11 protein-coding genes are annotated in these 21,905 nt (G+C 60.0%); 5 read left to right on the forward strand and 6 right to left on the reverse strand.

The annotated features are described in order from the left end of the window. The first annotated feature begins 32 nt into the window (after window positions 1-32). Complete coding sequence (locus QZH52_RS24500) at window positions 33-461, forward strand: excalibur calcium-binding domain-containing protein (RefSeq protein ID WP_436411627.1); 429 nt, start codon at window positions 33-35, stop codon at window positions 459-461. Here QZH52_RS24500 and QZH52_RS24505 read toward each other — a convergent pair. Together QZH52_RS24505 and QZH52_RS24510 are read right to left on the reverse strand one after the other, a co-directional pair. Beyond that, window positions 343-765: a P-loop NTPase family protein gene (locus tag QZH52_RS24505; RefSeq protein WP_286520237.1), complete on the reverse strand. Its 423-nt coding sequence runs from the start codon at window positions 763-765 to the stop codon at window positions 343-345. The genes QZH52_RS24500 and QZH52_RS24505 overlap by 119 nt on opposite strands. Window positions 766-783: 18 nt before the next feature. Continuing rightward, window positions 784-1,347, reverse strand: coding sequence for an AAA family ATPase (locus QZH52_RS24510; RefSeq protein ID WP_301813136.1), 564 nt, complete (start codon window positions 1,345-1,347; stop codon window positions 784-786). Here QZH52_RS24510 and QZH52_RS24515 point away from each other — a divergent pair. After that, a complete protein-coding gene (locus QZH52_RS24515; RefSeq protein WP_301813138.1) occupies window positions 1,338-1,718 on the forward strand; it encodes a hypothetical protein in 381 nt (126 codons plus the stop codon). The two genes, QZH52_RS24510 and QZH52_RS24515, sit on opposite strands and share 10 nt — an antisense overlap. Before the next feature lie 27 nt (window positions 1,719-1,745). On the opposite strand, the gene QZH52_RS24520 is transcribed toward QZH52_RS24515, so the two are convergent. After that, window positions 1,746-2,684 carry a LysR family transcriptional regulator gene (locus QZH52_RS24520; RefSeq protein ID WP_286519399.1) on the reverse strand — a complete coding sequence of 313 codons (939 nt, stop codon included), beginning with the start codon at window positions 2,682-2,684 and terminating at the stop codon, window positions 1,746-1,748. A gap of 123 nt (window positions 2,685-2,807) precedes the next feature. On the opposite strand from QZH52_RS24520, the gene QZH52_RS24525 reads away from it, so the two are divergent. The 3 genes from QZH52_RS24525 to QZH52_RS24535 all read left to right on the forward strand — a co-directional run bounded on the left by QZH52_RS24525 (window position 2,808) and on the right by QZH52_RS24535 (window position 6,244). Beyond that, complete coding sequence (locus tag QZH52_RS24525; RefSeq protein ID WP_301813140.1) at window positions 2,808-3,809, forward strand: Bug family tripartite tricarboxylate transporter substrate binding protein; 1,002 nt, start codon at window positions 2,808-2,810, stop codon at window positions 3,807-3,809. 9 nt (window positions 3,810-3,818) lie between these two features. Then, a complete protein-coding gene (locus QZH52_RS24530; RefSeq protein ID WP_301813142.1) occupies window positions 3,819-5,258 on the forward strand; it encodes an amidase in 1,440 nt (479 codons plus the stop codon). A gap of 470 nt (window positions 5,259-5,728) precedes the next feature. Beyond that, window positions 5,729-6,244: an H-NS family nucleoid-associated regulatory protein gene (locus QZH52_RS24535; protein ID WP_301813146.1), complete on the forward strand. Its 516-nt coding sequence runs from the start codon at window positions 5,729-5,731 to the stop codon at window positions 6,242-6,244. Window positions 6,245-6,304: 60 nt separating this feature from the next. Here QZH52_RS24535 and QZH52_RS24540 read toward each other — a convergent pair whose 3' ends face one another. From QZH52_RS24540 to QZH52_RS24550, 3 genes are all read right to left on the reverse strand, one after another. After that, a complete protein-coding gene (locus QZH52_RS24540) occupies window positions 6,305-7,396 on the reverse strand; it encodes a hypothetical protein (protein ID WP_301813149.1) in 1,092 nt (363 codons plus the stop codon). A 947-nt stretch (window positions 7,397-8,343) separates the two neighbouring features. Next, the gene (locus QZH52_RS24545; protein ID WP_301813150.1) at window positions 8,344-14,559 is read right to left on the reverse strand and encodes a hypothetical protein; all 6,216 of its coding nucleotides are present in this window, start codon (window positions 14,557-14,559) and stop codon (window positions 8,344-8,346) included. Window positions 14,560-14,561: 2 nt separating this feature from the next. Next, the gene (locus QZH52_RS24550; protein WP_301813151.1) at window positions 14,562-21,746 is read right to left on the reverse strand and encodes a hypothetical protein; all 7,185 of its coding nucleotides are present in this window, start codon (window positions 21,744-21,746) and stop codon (window positions 14,562-14,564) included. Between the last annotated feature and the right edge of the window lie 159 nt (window positions 21,747-21,905).

Genomic DNA, 21,905 nt, shown 5'->3' on the forward strand with positions numbered 1-21,905 from the left:
AGTTTTCTGTCGTGCATTGGCCGCATTCGGCTATGGAAATTACAACCGGTACGTCTCACAGTCGTGGCCGAGTCCTGCGGTGGCATCACGCGGCAGGCCTCGATGCCCTGTCTAGTGGCTTCCGGTGCGACGGACGCAAGTATTGCTCGCAGATGACGTCATGCACTGAGGCAAAGTTCTACCTCAAGAACTGCCCTGGCACCCAAATGGATGGGAACCAGGATGACGTGCCTTGCGGACAGCAATGGTGCACCGGTCCTCTTCCCTTGAAGGCAGGGTCGAATCTATGCGCGGCAGTCGCCCAAACCACGCCCGAAGCCGCGGCTCGAGGCGACCCGCAGGTCAATGCAGGACGCTCTGAATGTCGTCATCAAGAACGTCAGCTGGTAGGTCGGACATCTTCAAATAGAGCCTTCCGGCATCGACGGCTCGAGCGACAGAGTCCTGAAGCACTTGACTGATCTCGGGTGCCGTCAGATGGGCCAGCTCCTTGGTGATCAGAGGCGTAGGCCTAGCGAACTCGCGGATATTGAGTTGCTGTACCGCAGCAGCTGCAATCACACGCGCCGCTTCTAGCGCCTGGGCCCCAGACGGAGCCAGGATATGGAACTCCCGAAATCGGGAACGTAGCGATTCGGGCACCTTTGCCGGGTCATTGGACGTGGCGATGTAGGTGGCCAGGCTCGCGTCGAACTCGATATCAAGCGACGCATCTCGCACCTTGCTAGCCGTGATCGGTTCAAGAAGTGAATGCAGAGGTGCCAAGGGGTCGTACTGCGATCCTCAGGGCGCCTTGTCCAGCTCGTCAATCAGGAAAACGGTATTGGCAACCGCTCCAAGGCCGATTTGCTGGAAGATGAGCCCTTGCGTGGCCGTGCTCCAATGCCGCTCCGTCCCAAGGAGCAGGGAGCTCGTCTGAGCGTTCTCCATGGAATGCCGTCGGATCGGCGTGCCAAGGGCCTGGGCCAGGTCGTTTGCATAGTGCGTCTTGCCCAGCCCGGGCTCGCCCCATAGATGCAGGGGCGGAATCCTCAGGGGTTCGCGCCCTCGGGTCGACGGCGTCGAGCGCCGAGCAACGAAGTCGGTGACTTCGATGAAATGCGGGTGCGCCTCGCGAAGGTAGGCGAGCAACTTTTCCCACTTTTGTGGCCGAAACGCCGGGTTGGCGACATCGCGCAGGGCGCCAGCGAGTTCCAGCTTCTTGGTGAGCTCCAGCTCGCGCTTCTGGTAGTCCTTGTCGCGAAGGGTGGCGATGCTTGCGATTACCCTGAACAGCTCCTCGCCGCGAAGGACCGGGTGGCGCCGATCTCGACGGCGGCGGGCTACCCCATGCTCGAATGTCTTCACGAACGCGACCTGGTTCGGCACAGGTGCGGCCGGGGCCGGAGGGCTGGAACTTTCACCAGATTTCCACACGATTCGCAACCACGGGCTCGGGGTCCGATGCGTTCAAGGCGCTATACAAGGACGCCTTCGAGTTGATGAAGCACGATCCTGAGAACTTGGGGTTGTACTTCGTGGTCGGGATTGCGACCCGGTCCTACGTCCGCAGTTACGAGGATCAAGGGGTGACGGGCGAGTTCGCCGATCGCGCCAAGGCGACCCTGGTGAACTTCAATGCAAAGATCACAGAAGCCCTCGCGAGCACGCCTGAGAACCGACTGAAGCTGCTGGGTGAAGTCGCCATCGACTACGAGTGGAACGTGCACGATTTCTGAACCCGCGCGCCGGGTCGTCTGATGGACCTACTTGCCGGTTTGCCTGTCTGTTAACGACTCCCGTCGCACGGTGGAAGGCATGAGTTTGGCCACGGTCTGGCGAAGCCAGATGTTTGCGGGGTCCCGATGAAATCGCGAATGCCAGTGCTGCTTGATGACATATCGCGGCGAGGGAAACGGGAGGCGGTACACCTTGATGGATTCCCGCCGCTGGGTTACGAGCGCGTAATGCGTAGGAACCATCGCAAGCAGATCGGTTTCGCTCACGATCTGGGCAACCGCCAGGAAGCTCGGTACCTGGAGCGCGACCTGACGCACGATCCCCTCCGCACGGATCGCGTTCTGTATGACCCCGGTATGCCCCGTACCCTCTGTCAGGACCTCGATATGACGTTCGGCGCTGTACATCTGATCCGTCAAACGCCGTCGTAGCCGCGGATGGGATGCAGCCGCGATGCATCGGAAATCCTGCTCGACCAGGGATTGTTGATAGAAACCAGCATCAAGCTGAGGCATGTAGCCGACTGCAAGGTCGACGAGCCCTTCCTCCAGCCTGCGCCTGCTTTCACTCCCAATGCGTTCCGCGTCGATCCGCACGCCGGGGGCGGATGACTGCAGGGTGTTCAGAAGAGCAGGGAGGAGAGAGGTCTCTCCAAGATCAGTCATGCAGATCCGAAAGGCCCGTCGCGAAGTGGAAGGGTCGAAGCCGTTGGTCCCGGTGAGCGTGCCCTCCAGGCTCTCCCTGATTTGACGAAGCACGGGTTGAAGCTCGTCCGCCCGAGGCGTTGCCAGCATTCCGCGGGACGTTCGGGTGAACAGAGGGTCGCCGTAGAAACCCCGAAGTCGATTCAGCGCCGTGCTGGCAGCGCCCTGTGTCAAACCTAGTCGTTCGGCGGCCTTCGTCACGCTCGACGCTTTGTACACCTCATCGAAAACGGCGATCCATTCGAGGTCAAGTGCGGCCATTTCAGAGCTCCGAGATATCAAGAATTTCGATAGATGGTATCCGGGCCGCGTGTTGCCGGAGCCGTTTGCTGCGGACAAGAATCTCTCCGAGACATTCACCTAATCACAACCGGGAGTCACTCCATGGCGCTGCTTGCACATCGATACTTGGCCGCTTCTGTTCTCACTGCTGCGCTTGCCCTGGCCTTCGTAGGGGGTGCAGAAGCTGACACTGGAGGACCATCGTTTCCCTCGAAGCCGGTGACGATCCTCACGACCTTCTCGGCCGGGAGCGGTCCCGACACCATGATGAGGGCGGTCGGTGAAGTATTGAGCGCAAAGTGGAAGCAGCCTGTCTTGATCGACAACCGGCCGGGGGGCGCTGGGTTCATTGCGATCAACGCAGCGAAGGCCGCGGCACCTGATGGTCACACCATCCTGATGCACGATGGGGACGCCATGAGCGCCTTGCCTACGCTGTTCAAGAGCAGGAACTTTCGCGTCTTCGACAGTTTTGAGCCGGCAGGGGCCTTGTATAGCACCCCGTTCTTCGTCGTGGTGGCGGCAAGCTCCCCGTGGAAGAACGTCGGCGACCTTCTTGCAGCGGCCAAGGCGAAGCCCGATGCAGTGACTTACGGAACCTGGGGCGTCGGCACGACGGCGCATCTCCAGTCAGCGATGCTCGAGACTGCTGCTGGCGTCCAGATGCTTCATGTTCCCTACAAGGAGATGGGACAGCTTTACACAGCCGTGAGCACGGGGGAGACGGACTGGGCACTCGGCGCAATGGCTTCGACTCAATCGGTCTACGAGGGTGGGCGTGTGAAGTATCTGGCCATCGCGAGGTCGCGCCGCCTGTCGTCGCTCCCGAATGTCCCAACCCTAGCCGAGGCGGGGGGGCCGCCGAACGTTGAGGCCAGCGGCGTTGTGGTCTTGCTCACGCCCAAGAACACGCCAGCGGCCATCAATGACCGGATCAACCGCGACGTCAAGGCGGCAGTCGACAGTCCGGAGGTGCAAGCGCGCTTCAAGACTTTCAACTTCGAAGCCGTGTCCTGGACCCCTCAGGAACTGCGTCGCCAGCTAGACGCCAAAGCTGCCGGGTACCAGGGCGTTGTTGCCCGATACAACATCAAGTTGGACTGAGAGCGCTCCATGGAAAGAGGAATGATGTCTGTTCGCCCTGTGGCCTCTCTGCCGCCCGAGCTCTGGAAATGGGACGCGACCGACTTGGCGGCGCATATCAAGAGGCGCACCATTTCTTCGTTGGAAGTCATGGTCGCCTTTCACACACGAATTGATGAAGTCAACCCAAGGCTGAATGCGATTGTCCAGGCCGACCGAGACGCGGAGATCTCCGCTGCGCTCCGGGCCGACGCCGAACTCACCTCTAGTGTCGCTCCAGTCGGGCCTCTGCATGGTGTGCCGATCACCATCAAGCTGAATGCCGATGTTGAAGGACAGGCAACCACCAACGGCGTGCCTGCCTACAAGGTGCGCGTGGCGGAGCACGACAGTCTGGTCGTGGCCAACTTGAGGCGTGCGGGCGCGATCATCGCAGGGCGAACCAACGTGCCGCCGTTCTCGCATCGGTGGTTCACTGAGAACCCGATACATGGGCGGACGCTCAACCCTTGGAGTGACGACATCACGTCCGGCGGATCCAGTGGCGGCGCGGCTGTGGCTGTGGCCTCAGGCATGGGGGCAGTGGCTCACGGCACCGATATCGCTGGATCGATCCGATACCCTGCGTACGTGAACGGCGTTCTTGGTCTTCGCCCTACGCCAGGGCGCGTGCCCGCGTTGAACGGCACTGTGCCCGCGCGCTTTGCAGGCCTGCAGTTGTTTTCGGCGCAAGGGCCGCTCGCTCGAACCTCGCGCGATCTTGAACTCACGTTGCGAGCGATGGCAGTGGATGGGCAGGCGGATCCGATCTGGATCAACACACCCCTGGACTACCCGGACGACAACGCAGCATGTCCCGTAGGTTTGATCGATGAAATCGAAGGTGTCGCTCTCCCGTCGAAGATCCGGAGCGCGCTGGATATTGCCGCTCGGGCCCTGGAAGCCGCAGGCTACAAGGTTGATCCGGTTAAAGTACCTTCGATGCGGGACGCGTTGGAACTCTGGCTTTCGATCGTGATCACGGAAAACCGATTGGGAATGATGGCCGATGTCGACGCGATGGACGATCACGTGAGTTCGACATCCATACACGCGATGGCCTCTTGTGCGCCGAATCCGGATCTGCGTACCTACGTGACGGCCCTCGCAAAGCGTGATGCGTTGCGCCGAAAGTGGCAAGCTCTCTTCGTTCGGCATCCTCTTCTACTGATGCCCACATCGTGCCGATTGCCCATGAAATGGGATGATGATCTTGGAGGAGAAGAGGTGATAAGGAAGTTGCTGGACGACCAGTCCCCACTCATTTCGGTCGCGGCGCTAAGTCTGGGTGGACTGAATGTGCCGGTGGGGCAGGATGACGGCTTGCCGTTGGGAGTGCAGATCGTCGGTGCGCCTTTCCGGGAAATCCTCATGCTGCGTGCGGCTGCTGCGATCGAGCAATCGGCGCCCACGCGAAGGGTCTATGACTAGATGAAGAGCGCCTGAGGACGCAGTAGCGTGGATGGGACGGCGACGTTCACGCCTGCGAAGTATCACCCCACGCTCGAAGGCGGTCACGAACACAACCTGGCTTATCACGGGCGCGGATGGAGCCGGGGCCGGAGGGCCGAGCAGGCTCGGAGCTCCTCGCGGCGCTGTCGGGTCGTACGCAAGCTGATCCAGTGGCGCGCTCAAGCGCGCGCACCTACTACCCACTGTCGCCCACGAACGAGTGGAACTGAAATCGCGGCAGGCGCTGACCGTTCCACCGGACCGAGTGTGCTTGGTAACAAAGCCAGGAAAGAGGCTAGGGGACCTTGGCCGGCTGACAGTGCTTGCCGCGCCGCGCGGCTTTGTTAATTGCCACTGGTTCAGAAAGTCAATGTCCGATCTGTCCGCTCCGATGCGACGCGAGGCAAAAGTAGTAAGCTGTCGGGCATCCGCATTCTTTGCATTGAACAATGGCGACCACATACCGGACAATCCAGAAGCAGATCGACAAGCTTCAAAAGCAAGCGGAGAGCCTGCGCGATCGCGAGGTCTCTGGCGTGGTCGAACGGATAAAGGTGGCGATTGCGCACTATGGCCTCACCGCTGCGGATCTTGGCCTGGAGCCGAGAGGGGGCGCCAAAAAATCGACTCCGACAAAGAAGGCACCCGGTAAGGCGAAGTCTGCTTTCGGTGACTCGACCGGGAACGTGTGGTCAGGCCGGGGACCGCATCCGCATTGGCTTAGGGACGCGTTGGCTGCTGGGCATTCGCTTGAAGAGTTCCGCCTCGGGACGGGCTCTGGTCCAGAACCGATTTCTGCAAAGAAGGGGATGACAAAGGCGAAGAAGGAGAAGCTCAAGCGTCCGCCTCCCAAGACCGTCTATACCGACGAGTCTGGCAACACCTGGAGCGGTCGAGGTCCCAGGCCGCGCTGGCTGCGCGCCGCACTCGAAAGCGGTCGGTCCTTGCAGGACTTTGCCAAGTAAAGCCCGTATGCGCCCGTCCGACAGCTCACGACGTGCGCGCGATGCTTCTTGAGCTGCTGGTCAGGTCTCCGGCGTTGTCCATACCTCCTGGAGAAATATGGTGAACGGGTCCTCGGCGATCTGACGCAAGGCGTTTTGAACTGTGTCGGTGGTCATGTCGAGCTTTACGGCCAGCGCCTGCAATGTCGCCGCGGCAGCAGCCTGACACGCTCTCGCCGCGGGGTCTTCACTGTCCAGATCGTCAATTTCATCGATCAAGTATTTGATCTCTACCGCGCCCCGCAGCCCCATCACTCGGAGTTCGGCTAGGTGCGTCTCGAAGTAGATCCAGGCGAGCGCTTGGCTCATGCAGTCGGTGACGAAGTTGAAAGACAAGTTCGAACGCATGACCAAGCGAACTGGATCGCAGTAGGCGAATTGGGGGATCGTGGTGATGTCCTCATTGGCGAGGCGCTCCGCGATGGACGAGTTCACCCCTTGCAGGCGGATCACGCTGTCGTGCGCACCCTCCTTGTCCGGGTCCGTATCGCCGATCACCTTCCTAAAACCTCGCTGAATCATCGAAATAAGGGTGCCCAAAGGGAACGCGCCAAGGGCGAACGCCACAAAGCCCGCTTTGTCACCCGCCCACCCCACGAAGGCATAACCCATTGGAATGGCGATGATGAACCGCAGTGTCGCCCAGTGCACGTCGGCGGGCGAGAAGTCCAATCTTCTGGCCCTGGAGATGTGATCGTCGGCGACCCAAAGGTAGGCGCCGGCCAAGGCATAAATCGCATTGTCAGGGAGGTTGCACAATGGGCCGCCGTCGATAAAGTCCAGCCGGTGCAACCCACCAGAAACGGCCAGCGCCACGGAAAGGAATCCGACTACGAAGAAGAGGACACCTGGCCAAAGAAAATAGCGACGCCCGAACCAATGCTTGTAGAGGTCTTCGAACGCGCCGACAGCATCTCCCGCGTTCGCTGGCGAATTTGTACGATTGAACATCTGAAAATAGGCCAATCGAGCTTCACCGCTGAGGCCATCGATGATGTCTAGGCGCTTGGCTCCCCATCCGGAGCGAAGGTAGCGCAACATAGGAAGCATGAGGGCGAGCGTCACGACCAAGACAAGGGCGCCAGCTATTTTTCCGTGGTCGGTCCAAGGCATGTGAGTTCCTCGATGTTGCAGCGATACCAGATTGTCGATACCAAGCGAAAAGAAGTGCATGCTTCAATGTGGGGGCGCGACACGGCATAAATCAGACTAGGCGAACGTCTTCTTCCATGGCTGCTCACTGGTCAGGCAGTCGCCAGGCTAAGGTTTCGCACGTCGAGCACAGAAGTCGGACGCCCTCAGGGCGCTGAACGCGCCGACAGGCTTCCTGCCGGACCCGCCTGGAATAGCTGCTCTTCCCGCCTCTGCAACAGCCGAGACAGCGCGCACCAAGCCGAGCTTCGATCGCGCAGCGTCATCGAGTACCTCATCTGCAAGGATGGCTGTGTAGAGCTTTTCAAGCTGGTGCCGGATGAGCGTGTCGGGCCGAGGGCGCCGGGCGAGGACGAAGACGCCGACCCGATCGGTTGACGATAACGGCGCGATGGGACGCGACCCCGCGGTACCGGCGGGAAGAGGGGCGGCGCCGGAGCCGACTCGTTGACAGAAATGGATCTTCTGCCTGCGAGTGACCCAGGAGCATCGCGACGATGTTTCCCTGATCTTGAAAAGCGTGGCCGACGCCAGATCTGTACCCGACGTCCGCTCTTTGACGGCAGGACTGAGGCCGTAGATCGAACCCGCGCTTTAGACTGGTTGCTGCCGGTCGCTTGCGACCCGTGGATGGCGCAGATGGGCCCTCTGCAGTCATCCGATTCATCGACCTGCACGTCAGCAGCGCAGTGAGGTGCGGTCCTGCGATTTGTTGAACTCGACACCGTTAAGCAGTCGTTCAACGTTCGAGGTAAGGGGTAAATTGCAGCGTGCCGCGATTTACCCCTTGACCTACCAAATCGGTAGGGCCGCCTAGCGGATCAACATGACTTCGCTGGCCGCCTACGCACCGGTGAAGGCGGTGACGCATTTGACTGCCGAGCCGAGACAGTCGGCGGAACTGCTCCCTATCTGATGATCGGGATGGGCGGCGACATCGAGACAATCCGCGCCTGAACCTCGTCACGAGCCGAATTGTTTTCGGCTTGAACAGCCTTAGCGGCCGGAAGATCGGAGGTTTTCGAGAACAGCAGCTCGAAGTTGAATTCCCAGGCTGCTGGACTCTTCGTCAGATGGCCGCTTGGGAAGTGCAGCATCGAAAAGTCGGTCCAGAACTCACTTTGGGCCGCCAGGCTGAGCAGGAACCCCTTTGTCTTCTTGTCTGGTCGCGGGAAATTGTTGACCGACATTTGCTGACGACCACCGTCCGCATGCACGAGCGTCAACAGAGCCTTTGTAGTGCCGTTGGGATCGGGCAGAAGCAGGAGCTCAACTCCGAATGCGGCGCTGTCCGCCGGTAGATCCACAACAAATGTGGTGCCACCTGGCTGTGACTTGATGGTCTGAAGGCCATCGCCGTCCACCTCTTCAACGTCTGGCAGTTCCACCCGCAACCCCAGCTTAGAAAACTTGTCCTTTCGTGCTTCCGATGCGAAGCGAAAGAATAGCCATAGCTCACGGTCCCACGAAGCGGCTGTGGCTGTGAGATCAACATAGGCTGTGGCTGCCATTGCAGGGATGGAGGCGACTGGCGTCCACTTTCCGTCGGCCGAAAGCGAGAACGCTGATGCGAGTGGCTGGCTACGGACCTCATATTCGGCAAGGTGCAGCTGCGAAGCCACGCCGAAGTCTGCCGGGACAGGGAAGGTCTCTGCGCGTCTCCTGACCATTGCGGTTCCCGCGAATACCTGTACTGGCTTGCCGAGCCCGGCGGCAGGGCGTGTACCAATAACTGCGAGGTGCCTGTGGCGGTAAAGGAGGAACTCGGGAAGAGTCGACGGACGAACAGTCACAGCTCTCTGTGTTCCACCCTCGCTCGTTTCGAACCGCAGGCCTCCTTTTGTAAGCCGCGCGACTAGGAACTCCGCCTGCACCTCCTGTAAATCGTTGTTGCCGCCCAGCCTTTGCGGCTCGATAAGGACCGTTTTGAAATCACGGGCAGTCCGACTCCATGCGAGCGACGTAGGGAAGCTCGCTACGCAGTGGCGTGCCCTACCTCCCGGTGCCTGCACGGTTGCGCGCGCATCTTCCTTCGGCAAACTCCACTCGAAGCTGGCAATGAGGAGTGGCTGGTTCGTCGTCCCGAGGCTGGGAGCGCTTTGATTTCTGGACAGGAAAATGGACGCTGAGAAGCGGCCGGGAGCTACCGGAGCATGCAGCACCGAATACCGGCCTCTGGATGTGCAGGGGGCGACAGGCACCCAGTCGCGGCCCGCGTCCCTCCCACTCTTATCGATCAGTGCGGTGCTGACCTCAAAATATCCCGCAGTGGCGCGCAAGACATGTTCGCTTCCAGACTCAAACACAACCTGCGTTGCAGGCGAACCAATGGCATCCAGGTCGAACCAAAGACATGTCGATACCGGGACGGCCTCTGTGGTCGGATCTTGATCTGAAAGCCACTCGGGTGCGAGATACCGCCGCAAGAAAATTCCAGTGAAGTGCTCTTCGTACTTTCGTTCGAGAACGGTGCCATCGGAGCGTGCGGGCGTCATCGAGATGATCGAGTTAGAGAAGGCTGCAGCGTTCGCACGAGGTATATCGAACGTCAGGCCAACAGGTCCCTCACTCGCCAGCGAAAAATCTACGGCCTCCGAATCCGAGATGCGCCGGTAGTCCAGTCCCGGGTCCGGCCCGAATTCCTTGCGCGCATCGAGAATTCCTACGGTGCCCGCGCCATTGGAGAAGCCAAAACCGAAACCGAGCTTCATGTCCGCGGCGACCCGGTCCGCCAAACCCCCTTCTGAGAACGGCGGCTCCTGCAGGAACGCGATGATGGGAGGCGTCCCTCGTTCGTGCGGCGAAGTCGTGAGTGGCAATAGGGCGCGCAGTTGAGGTCTGGTGACCAACGCGCGATTGCGATCTGCAAGCACTGCCACGCGGCGCGTCCATGCTTCGGATCCCTCGGCGCCTGGCTGCCAAGCGGCTACGGTCCCTCGAGCTACAGATGTCAGAGCGCCAGCGTAGCGCGACCTCAACTGGAACCGGTGGCGCATGTAGGTTGCCGACGGAGCTTCCCATGGAATCGACTGGAGTACGGTGCATGCCGGCTGGCTGTGTCCAAGTTTGTATTCCGGCATCTGAGGGTCAATCGACTTCCAAACGGTTTCGGCCTCTTCAGGTCCACGCGCGAGAAAGATCTCGTCCTCGAATAGCCGTAGCTCATCCGTGGGGGATTGACCAGGGTTGCGAATCGGCAAGGCTGCGTTCTGGTCGTTGCCATCGGCCCATCTCCTCGGATCGATCACGTTGTACAGCGGTAGACCACCCGGGCGCCACCGTTGAGTCGAGACGGCAGCGTCACTGACGAGCCGCCAGCGACGGCGAAGGTCTGCGTCGCCAATACTTCCGTCCGAGATCACCTTGTACTCTCGGACCTGTGGCTGCGGGCTGCAAGATATGACGCGGCTTGCCATTTCGATGGGTTTGGCGCCTACGAGGCCATCAAGCATCGTCTCGATCTGCAGCGCATTGCCGTGGAAGACTTGCCAGTTGCCGTCAAGTACCGCTGATTCAGAGACGCCCGGGTCGATGACCGGTGGATGACCATCTATCACTTCAAAGTGAGACTTGGGAACGAGTGCAGAGACGCGCAGCTCCGCGACGACGCCCGCGGGCACATTCACTTTGCAGCTCCCTTCCACAGAGGCACTGAGCTCTAGGACGGGATGGGTCGACTCGATCTCCACCGATAGGGACATCAAGGTAGCAAGGTCATCAAACATCTTCCGCAGCGCGGGAAGCTTGAGCGTTTCGACCTCGGCTGTGCAGTTAGTGGCCCATGAGGCAACCCTCTTCTTTAGGTCGATTTCGACACATTTGGGTGGTAGTGGGAGCGTAGCGTTCAGTGAGTCCAAGCAGACAAGCTCTACCCTCAACTTTTCGACTGCGGGGTCCGGCAGCCGGTCGAGAGCCGACGAAAAGTTCTCCTTGCCATCCACGTTTAACAATTCGGTACGGCGGACATACGCGAGTAGCAACCAGTCCTGCAGGCGCTTGCCATTGGAAGTCGCTGCCCCGAAAGTTCGACGGAGTAGCGCAGGATTTCGGTACCAGCGTTCGAAATCGAAGAAGACGACACGGGGAGACGAGATCCTCGCGCTCACCTTGTCTGCAAGACCATCGGTCCACCCGACACTTGATGGCGCCATCAATAGGGGTGGTGTTGCGCCACTTGCGTTTGAGCGAGGAAACGGATTTGAGAATGAAAAGTTCGCACTGGATTTGCTTTCAAGCTGGACTCGAATCCACCAAAGTCTGCTGCTGGCTCCTACTCGCGTCTCCTCCTTCGGCGCACCGCTCCCCAGCCGAGCGCGAAATCTTCCGTTGCCGCTCAATGTAAGAGTGATGGCGGACCCTGAATGGAGCTGGGCGAGATCATTGCTGTCGAACTGCAAGCTCACTGGGTCAGCGCTTCCGATGAGCGCCGCCTTGTCGAAGAAGAGCACTCGGATCATCGCTGGCTCACCGGACCATTGCAGGTCCGTGAACTCCACCTGAACACCCTCCTGTGCCGAGGGAAACGCCAGGATCCCGCTGCCATCAGGCTCTCGCAGCAGGTCTGCCGATCCTAGGGCGCCCATGCTGGCGGAGAGTGCTACTCGTGGGTAGTCGGCAGCCAACGACCTGACATTCGGTAGGCTCTTAGCAAATCGCTTCGACGTGCCCAGCTCGTCGATTGATGCCGTGCCGATATTCGTGCGTCTGCTGTAGCTCGCCCTCGCTATGGGAGCGTTGACCGGTGCGAGTGCCTTCGCGGGCATCCATGGCTGGTTGGCTTCCTGGATTTCATTGGGGATGCTTCCGCTGTTCGTTGTTGCGAACGAATACGCTTCGAAATTCCTCCCATACACCAAAGATGGCGAAGGAGCCCAGCCGCCGTCAAACGCAGTCTCTTGGGCTACATCCGCCGAGTAGAACGGCTTCCTTAATTGCTGCTGGGTGCCCGAGGCCGAAACGCGCGCAATGGTCTGACTAGCGAACGGAAAGCCGTCGTAGTCGATAAACGCTGGAGCTCTCGCATCTTGGACGGAGGGAAGCCATTGGCGAAGACCTAGAACGCTGCCTCTATGTCCACCGTGGCTCCATGCGAGTTCTGCAAGATTCGCGTGCGACCAAGCGTCCAGCGTGGAGTCCGCCGGATGGTCAATGCGACGAAGTGCAATGCATATGCCGTTGAAGTCGGTCGAGAAGCTATCGAGATCGGAGGCGCTGAGAGATGCCGATACCTGGATAGGCAGGGGTGCAGGTTTTGTATCGGCAACAAAGACTGCATCCGTGGAAGCGTGGCGCTTCAAAGATCCAAGCGCCTCGAGGTAGCGTGCACGAAACTGCAGATCGGGTGGCGGGTTGCCAAGAAGGCCCATCAGAGGAACTGGCAAAGCGCTTGCGATGCCACCGAACACCCCTGTGTTTGTGCCGGCAATGCGAGCCGAGAAGAAATCTGCTGCTTCCAGCGTGGCGATCAGGTCAGACGGCGCGGGTTCGGCATATTGCGCGGCATCACGTTGCAAGACGTCGACGAAGTCGGCGCTGGCTGATCTGCGAATCGCCTCCGCCCCGTTGAAGGATCCTTCAAGGCGCGAGCCGTAGGAGTTCCAAGCCGCCAATAACTTGCGTCGAAACTCGTCGTGGTCAGGGTCGTTCGACGGCGGGTTCGGAACCAGCGCTCTGAATAGCAGGTCCGGCACGATGCCTCCGAGCTCTGCTGCTGCGAAGTTGAAGAGTCGAAGGATCGTTCTCTCGGCGCCTGCTTCCTCATGCAGCCGGTGATTCGCATCGATCACGACACCGTAGGGGTCTTGCAGGAAGCCGGTAGCGGTCTTTACGCCACCGGTCTCCGAGTGAGACCCTGAGAGAGCCTTCGCTTCATCCCACGACAGAGGAGCAAACGCGCCGTCTGCGACCGCGTTCAGCAATACATCCACCAGGCGGCCGGCCACACCGCTTCCATCGGTCGCGCCTGTCAAGCCGTGTGCGTCTCGCAGCGCGCTGATGAACTCCCGTGGCGTTGCCGTGTGATCCAGTAGCGGACTGTGGCGCAAAAGGTCGCGCAGGGCACCTGCAACCGCGCCAGGGGTCAATTCCAACTTCTCTGGTGGCATTTCAGCCGCGGCCTCAAGTACATCGGTCACGAGAGACAGCAGTACGTCGCCAACGATTTCGTCCCCAGCACCAGCGGCTGAACCAGGACGCAAGAGGGCGACGATCAGTGGATCGAGGGCGGTTGTGAGGCCGGCGATTACTTGCCAAGCCGGGACGCTGTGGGCAAACGTCCAAGTTCCGTGATTGGGATCGACCGTCCAAGGCAGCGAGTCATGACTCAAGGCGGCGCCAAGCAGCGCCGGAAGTGAAGCGACGATGCCAGTCCACCCCGTTTCGTAGTCATCGAGGAAGCGTCGCAGCTCCATCGCGTGCTTATTGACTTTGAGGAACCCCTCGGGCGTGAGAAAGGGCAACGTTGAAGACTGCGGCGAGAGGCTGTTTGAGCGGCAAGTTACATCGCCGAGGACATCGTCGAACGGGTAGTCCACGTCCCAGCGGTCCGTATCGACCTGAGCAGCAGGGATGGGAGATGCTGGGATGTGTCCAGGAATGTGCGGTAGAGCGATGAACTTTCTCGTGGCGGACGCGGGGACTGACGCTTCGATGAGACGCGTGAGGCCAAATCGATGGCCGACTGGAGCGCTCCATGAGTGCGACCCGCGAAGCAGGTGTGTTGCACCGAAGTGAGCTTGCTCAACGGCCTTGTCCGCCTTGTCCAAGATCCCAGCCGTTTGGGTAGACAAGACCCAATACCCGTTCTCGCCAGTGGGTTGCAGACTATCAAGCCAGTCGACAATTGCCCTTGGATCTGAACTGGGAGATGTCCCGAACGTTTGCAGCTGAACATCGCGATGGGCTTCCCAATCAGCCCCGGGCCTTTTCAGCTCATAGAGGTGAAACTCCACCCTTGGCAAAGCCGCCAGAAAGTTGTGAAAGGCGGCCTTCGCGGCGGTGGCTTCTGCGGCGTCAATCGCGTTGCCTGAGCACTCGATGTTGAGGTTTATGGCGTAGGCCGATCCTGCGTGATACGACGTAGGTTCCTGATCGGACACGCAGTGAATGCGCTTCGTCTGTGCCATCTTCAACCCCTTGCTTTCTGCAGGCGCTTTACCTTCTGTGCGATGTCGGACTCAGGCTCCAAATCGGCGCTCGCTGACGTACTGGACTGCGACTGACCATTTCGCAGCGTGTACTGAGCATTTGCACGCGCGGTGAGCTTGAAGAAGCGCGAGATCCTTATCGTGACGGACAGTGATCCGTCAGCGTCAACTTGCCCGGAGTCGCGGTAAGTCATGCGTAGCATCAGGCAGATGCCGACGGTGGCTATGCAAGCCACATCGACGTAGCCTGCGATGACCAGAACTGAGCCAATCGAAAGCCCCCCTCCTGGGCTGCCGATTCGCTTTTGGTACGACAGCGAGATCGACAGGGTGATGAAGACCTGACCGGAGAAGACGCCAACTGCGAAGGCCAATGCGGCAGAGCCTCCGGCGCCCGCCTCCACAGTCACAACCAGATCGGAGTGGAACGGCTTGTATTCGGCCTCGACATGGATGTAGCCAGTTCCGCCGATGATGAAGAAAGAGAAGATGAATGGTCGCTCTGGCCGCGAGAGCCAGAACTGATCGCCGAGAACAAAGTCTGGATACGCCGTTAGCTGGAACGAATTGGAGATGCAGATGTTTGAGATGCCGCTCGTACCAAAGTTGAGCGAGATCGGTGGCATCGCGAACTCGTGCTCGAGGCCGACTGGAACGCCGTCACGCTTGATGACCTTCATCCCACCGATCTCATCGGGGAACAGCATCGATAGGAAGTCCTGCACGAACTGCAGTGAGGGGTTAATACGGATCGCCTTCGGGTCGAACTCGACTTCCAGGCCGCGCTCGCGCGTGAACGCCAGCCCAAACTTCTCGAAACGAACCATGGATTGCCCGGCGACTGATAGGTCCACAACGGTTTCGATTCTTCCGAACCCGGTCTGAGTCACGTTGGGATCGTCTTGACTCGTTTCAAATCGAACATTCGCTGTCAGTACCGTGTCGATGAAGTCTGCCTTGAAGACCTCGACCGAAAAGAGGCTACGGCGGCCCGGCAGGGGCACGTTGATGTCGATCTGAATCCAAGCGCGACCCTTTGCAGGATTCAGCTCATGCGTAAGGACGATGGAATCGGATGCTCCTCGTGGGAGCTTGCTGCCCTTGAAGAAGTCGTCTAGCTTTGCGCCACCGAGGTTGCGGAAGACTTTCCCAACATCCAAGGAAGAAAGGTCTACGGGGAGTAGACGGTCGCCAATGCCGTCGAAGGGAAGCGACAACCCTAGTGCCTTGAGCTCGTCGCCAAGCCGATTGAATAGCGCCGTGACGCGCGTCGTGCCAATGACATCGCTGAGTTCATCAAAGCTCGCTCGGAGCCTGTCGATGTCGGCCCTCATCGCCGCCAGTTCTGGTGCGGAGCTCACAGCCGAGTACAGGCGCAGGATGTTGCTTGGCGCCGCCAAGAGTCCGCCGGTGCCCAGCTTGCCCGCCGCGTCCATTACGCGGTCACCGTACGCGCGCGCGCTCTCAGCGGATCGGGAGAGGTCGTTCTGGATCCGGCGGATTGCCTGATCGGTTGCGGTCACGCTCGCGCGAATCTTGTCAATGCTGCTGATGGCACCGCCGAGGGCGTCATTAAGAGCATCTGTGGCCTTCTTGATTTGATCGTCGATATAGGCTGTCGCCCCCTTACTCAGGTCTTGTGCATAGGCGTATGCGGAGTCGGCGGCATCGAATACCGACGAGCACAATGCTGTGATGTCGCCGACCGCGGACAGCGCATTTGCTTCTAGTTTCCGAACCGCATCGCCGATCGACGCGCTTGTCGATACCAATCGCAGTCGCGCTTCTTTTAACTGACCCGCGTCGATTGCCTCTGGCAGCGGAGCAAGAAGTTGATCGAGCACTGGAACGATCACGCGATCTCGCACTACCGTCCTGAGAAGCGCGTCTGGGGCAAGTGCATTCTCTGCCTCGCGCATGGCTTCTGTCACTTCACCAGCGACGGTGTCCAATGTGTTCGACGCCGTCTCGATCTTCGTGTGGACTAACAGCAGCACCGCCTCCACAGCTCCCTCGAATTGAGCTACGGCTAGGTCGACAGGCTGTCCGGCCGCCGACACATATCTATTCGCTGCATCCGAAACGTCCGCCGCCCAGTTTAAGTAGGCCGAGCGGCCCTGACCAATGTCATTCGCTACGTCTGTGAGTGCAAGTGCAGTGGCATCGTCCGCGGCTGTAATAAGGGCCGTCGAGGCGGTGTTGACCGTTTGAAGCATCGCATCTAGGAACGCTCCAACGCGTTGAACGCCTGCAACGGCGCCTTGCTCGTACCGCGCGAGGCCGGCGGTCGTCTCGATCAGATCTGCTTGCCCCTCCAACGAAGCGTCACGCAACTTCGTTGCACCTTCCTTGGCAGCCTTGAGAAGAGTGTCAAGGTCCTGCACGCCCGGGTTCGTATTCCCGATGAGCTTGTTCTGCGCCTCGGTCAGCTCGGCAATGACTGCATCAAACTGCGCAGTGACAAGCTTGTCGGTCGCAGTCTGGAGATAGCCACGCATGGCGGTACCAAAATCGGCGACCTCGTCCAGCGCTTCTGACTGCTTTTGATCCAGGACACGAAGTGCAGCTCCTACGGACCCTGCCACCTGCTGTGACAGATCGCCCATCTCCATTCCGAGCCGCTGGCGAGCCTCTTCGAGCCGTGCGGACAAGTCATCGGCGAGCGAAGCACCAACTGCGAAGAGCCCCTGCTGGAACTGGGCGCGGCGGCTCTCCGACCAGGGTTTAGTGTCGTCGTAGGATCTTCTGTATTCGTGTATTCGCGCTTTCAAACCTGCAAAGGAACTATCTGCCTGAAGTTTGAGTTCAGCCAGGATTGCGCGAGCCGACTCGGCATCCTCGCGTGCGTGAGCAACAACCTCTTGTGCTGCGTCAAAGGCAGGTTGAATCTGCTTTACAAGCTCGTCCGCTAGGCTCGCGATCAACTTGGTCTTGGTTGGGGCTGTTGATGTCCAGACGTCGATGCCGGCCTCCCAGTCCCGTACCAGCGACTCGACGAGCATGGCCTTGCCGTGTATCAGGCCCAGCGCATCTGCCTTCATCTGGTCGCAGTGCGACCGGCCCTGTTTGATGAACTCCGGCGCGGCTGTCATCCCGGCGAACAGGTTGTTCGCCGCATTCGTGAGGCCTTGACCCAGCTCGGTGTGCAGTTCTCCGCGAAGCGTTGTGGCGTTCGCTAGAAGCCAGTTCTGCAGCGTAGCGGCCGATGTCCGGACATCGGCGTCTGAAGCAGCATCGCGAACACTTGCGACAAGACTGGAGAATACCGCCTTCAAACCGTTGACATTGCCGCCTCTTGCCGGCCAACGTTCCGGTAGTGCCGCGGTTTGACCAGCGGCTCTAGCGGCGAAATCCAATATCGACCCGAAGGTTTGCTCAAACACCTTTTCGGCGCCGGCGGTGGCCGCGGCGCGCATGAATGTGACGCTCTCCAACCCAACATATACCGGAGAGGCTGATCTCCCGGCGTTGATCGCCACCTTTCGGCACGCAGGCGCCAGCCGCCACGTAAATCGGCGCATTCCAGGGAGAAACCTACTAACTGGTCGCCTGCGCTTCGGTGCACCTGTCGACTCCGACGGATCTTCTGACGATCGGCGGTCGACGAAGCTTGCAATCGTGCTGGCGGCGGGTAGGTCGAGATAGTCGACACCAAGCCGCTCTGGCCACTCATCCGTCTCCGCCGTAGGCGTACGGAAGTCCGCGAAGAAATACAGGTAGTCGCTGTCTTGGCACTCTTGGGCAACTGTTGGCGTTTCGCCTTCCCCTTCCGAATGCGAGCAGAAGGCGGCGTCAGGCATGGGATAGACCTGAGGGCGACGTATCGCGGCAGCTCGATTCCATAGCGGAATTTCCCAGCCGTAGTCTTCAACGTCGCGGCTCCATGCACTGTCGACGTTGATGATGATGGTGTTGAACCGGACTCTCTCGAGACAACCTATGGATCGCGCAGATGCCTTCGCGAAGTCGGGGTACGCGCGCTCACGCTGCAATATCTCCACGAACTCGCGAACCTTGCGCAGAACAGGTCTACGGCTACGTGTCCGCTGCGGATCCTCTTCAAACTCGGGGGCGAACTGTGCTGAAGGGTTGACGGTGCGCTCATAGACAACAACGTGCTTCGCCCGGTGCCAGAGGGCGCCCACTCGACCAATGACCTCCACGCGTTGACTCTCGATGAACCCGTTCCGGGTCTTGCTGATAATCGTGACCTTCCCGTTCAGGAAAAGGGCTTTCTGCGTCGCGTCGCCACCCAATGGGGAAAAGGCCACGTCGTCAAGTGTTCCGCCGCTCGACTGAGGGTTCTCGGCGAGCGCGCGGAAGAGGTTGGCCGATTCGACAGGCCAGAGAGCTCCTCCACTGAGTCCTTGTGGGTGATAGCGGAACGTAGGGCGGGACGAGTCCTCGCCTACCGGTGACAGGCGGTCTGAGCGGTCAAGGGACGCGAGCGGGGCGCGAAACAGCGCTGTACTGCGCAAAGCGAAACTCACGCCACTCGAGAAGTGAGCTGGTGCAAACTCGACGACCGCGTCTGGGTCGTGCGCCCAAGCCTCGAGCCGCTCCGGCCGTTGTAGCAAGGCCTGACGCAACTTATTCCAGCGGAGTTCAGGAGCAGACTGGCCTTGTGCCGTTGGAAGAAATCGACCCGTTAGAGCTTCGATCTCAGCCAGGCGCGCGCGCCTGGCTGGCCCCTTTTCCTTTGCGACGTCAACACCGACCGAAAGGCCATATAGAAATTCGGCGCGGAATGCGGTCAGCGCCGCGCCGAGTCCTAGCTCGCCGCGCTGACGGAAGATCTCGTGGCTTTGCCACTCGGGCATGAAGTAGCCTAGCTGGACGTCGCTCGGTTGAATCCAGATCTCTGCAGAAGGCGTGAGCCTGAACTCGACTGCTCGGCGCTGCAGCCCGTCATAGACCGGTGCTCCTCCCGAAACACGCACGCGATAGGGGCGAGGAACACCTCTATATGTAGAGTCGCCTGGATCATCATTTGCTGGTACATCCAGCCAGTCATGAAGCTCAAGTCGGCGCGGCTTGTCTGCGCTCTCACCGATGCCCTGCGGTGGCAACGAGTATCTGTAGTACTTTGATGCGGAGAAGCGCCAGATGCGGTCGACGCTGGAGTACGTAGCAACGACACCTTTACCGGCGTCACCGCGGGCCGCAAGAGGCTTGTGTGAGAAGCGAGCAATGCCAAACGGTTCGCTTGAGAGGAGCGCGTAGGAGAGCTCTTCAGGATCTGCAAGAGTCGCGTCTTCAAGCAACTCGATGTCAAGGCTTCGATCGGCGAACGGAGCTATTGTCTCTGTCACGTGAAGGTAGAAAGAGTCCTTATCCGCGAGGGCTTCGGCGCGCAGTGGGATCAGCAGCGGGGTGGCCCTTTCGTCGTCGCCACGGCTGCTGCCCGGTCCAAGGGGGATGACTCGTCGGACGTTCAAGTCCAATTGAAGTCTCGTCGCGAAGGGGAATGGATAGTCCGCTGGGGGAACTGGCGGCGGCAGCGGATGCGTAGCAACCCCGCGGCCACCAGCGAGCAGTCGACCCGCCCCATCGCGTTCATAGGAGCTCGAAAGGAACTCCAGGGACGAGATTCGTCCCCGGCCACTTTCAGCTTTCAGGCTAGCAATGGTGAAGCCGGCGAAGAAAGGGTCTCCCGACCGAGCAGACTCACGCGTCGCAGGCGCCCAGCTTGGCAGGTGTCGAAGTAGGAGCTCAATGGTCGGTTGTTGGGCGTCGGTGAAAAAGCTGCGCAAGGTTGCGCTTAGCTGAATCGATGGCTCCGCGAGTCCATCCCATTGCGGCAGTAGATCGTCGTTCGAGGCGAGCGACAGCCGCAGAAGCGGTGCCCGGGACGTTGGCACCGCCGGCCACCGAAGCATCCCGTCTTTGCGAGACAGTTCTACCGGTGGGGCATAGAGCGAAAACCGGACGCTTTGTGCCTTCTTCCAGGCCAGCTGCGGAAAGAAGGATTGAGGTTGACCAGACTCCACCTGGGACAGCGAACCAGGGGCGCCTTGCAGCGTCTCGGCGGCTGCTGCGAGCATCCCAGAGCGGAACGCCGGCAGGCGAGCAGAGCCAAAGGCGATCGTTGGGGGTCCCGCCACCGCCCCGGCCGGGATGTCTTCCTGCCAGTGGACGCGCAATCTGGCCTGCGGAAACCATTTGTCGGGTGAGAACGCCGTGTCGTCGGTGATCGTCCAGGTCACCTCGCAATCGAGCTGCAGTTTTGTGGAGTCGGTGAGAAGGTAGCCCCCTATCTCCTCTTCGAGTAAGACAGCAATCTTTCCATCCCGCCATGAGATATCGCCGGTCTGACCCTTCTTGCCGTCGACGGCCAGCGTGACGCGGTAGCGAAGCTTCCAGACTCCCTGAGTGTTGCGATTGGCATACTCGACAGCCGGCGGCAAGAGCAGGCTCACGGATCCCGCAGTGCCGCCGGCGTCGACGTCCTCGACGAAGAGCAGCGGGGTCTCGGTGAGCCGCAAACCCATGTGTCGAAGGACGCTGAAGCACCCTTGGTCGGACCAACCTGAAGACAAGGACGACCAGAATCGCTCGGGTCTTACGGGTTTGAAGATGCTGCCGTGATTGTTGTTGCTGTACTCCGCAAACGGACCGTTGGAGACCTTGTCCGTGGCAGGAGCGAAGCCGAAGTCGTTCAGAGACTGAGATGGAATCGTCTTCGATTTGAAGATGAAGGAAGCCTTGCCTATGGAGGTTCCGACTGGTCCACCAACCAGCGTCGTGAAGTGCGTGGCGTCCTTGAGTGCATCTACTACGGGATTGAAGAGCACGGAGAACGGAAGTGCGGCAACCTTCTTGTCTGAAATGTCCGTCTGGTCAAACGGCGTGGGAACGTGCAGGTCAAAGCGGAACTGGCCGTTCGGCGTGTCCCCTGGCTGCCCGACCACCAACTGCGAGAACACAGGGGTTCCCGCCTCTGAGTACGAACACGACGGCACAACTGGCCAGCGAAGCAGAGAGCCGTCACCGGTCTCTCCAGTCGCGTACTCCCTCTGTGTGAATAGGAAGGCCCCCCGAAACACCAGGCGGACGTGGACCTCGCTCTTCTGTCGCGGATCGATCCAGACACAGACTTCCCTGTTGGCGGACGCTTCGAACAGCTCCGACGCGTCGTCTCCGTCGAAGACGTTGCCGACGGGCATAGGAGGAGCTCTGTCTGCGACACCAGATGGCCTCCATCGCAGGAATGCGACGTACTTGCCGTCTGGTGCCTTGTCATAGTGGATCTCCACGACACCTATCGCCGTGCAGGTCGCCCGATTCCGCTCGACGGTCGGCGGCCAAGCGAACTTTCCGTGCAG

It is taken from the genome of Variovorax ginsengisoli, from assembly GCF_030486595.1.
Classification (GTDB): Bacteria; Pseudomonadota; Gammaproteobacteria; order Burkholderiales; family Burkholderiaceae_C; genus Variovorax; species Variovorax ginsengisoli_B.

Bases quoted from the DNA above. Each gene is read 5' to 3' on its own strand.
- QZH52_RS24500 (WP_436411627.1), top strand. From the start codon at position 33: ATGGAAATTACAACCGGTACGTCTCACAGTCGTGGCCGAGTCCTGCGG.
- QZH52_RS24515 (WP_301813138.1), top strand. From the start codon at position 1,338: ATGTCTTCACGAACGCGACCTGGTTCGGCACAGGTGCGGCCGGGGCCG.
- QZH52_RS24520 (WP_286519399.1), bottom strand. From the start codon at position 2,684: ATGGCCGCACTTGACCTCGAATGGATCGCCGTTTTCGATGAGGTGTAC.
- QZH52_RS24525 (WP_301813140.1), top strand. From the start codon at position 2,808: ATGGCGCTGCTTGCACATCGATACTTGGCCGCTTCTGTTCTCACTGCT.
- QZH52_RS24530 (WP_301813142.1), top strand. From the start codon at position 3,819: ATGGAAAGAGGAATGATGTCTGTTCGCCCTGTGGCCTCTCTGCCGCCC.
- QZH52_RS24535 (WP_301813146.1), top strand. From the start codon at position 5,729: ATGGCGACCACATACCGGACAATCCAGAAGCAGATCGACAAGCTTCAA.
- QZH52_RS24540 (WP_301813149.1), bottom strand. From the start codon at position 7,396: ATGCCTTGGACCGACCACGGAAAAATAGCTGGCGCCCTTGTCTTGGTC.
- QZH52_RS24545 (WP_301813150.1), bottom strand. From the start codon at position 14,559: ATGGCACAGACGAAGCGCATTCACTGCGTGTCCGATCAGGAACCTACG.
- QZH52_RS24550 (WP_301813151.1), bottom strand. From the start codon at position 21,746: ATGCCCGTCGGCAACGTCTTCGACGGAGACGACGCGTCGGAGCTGTTC.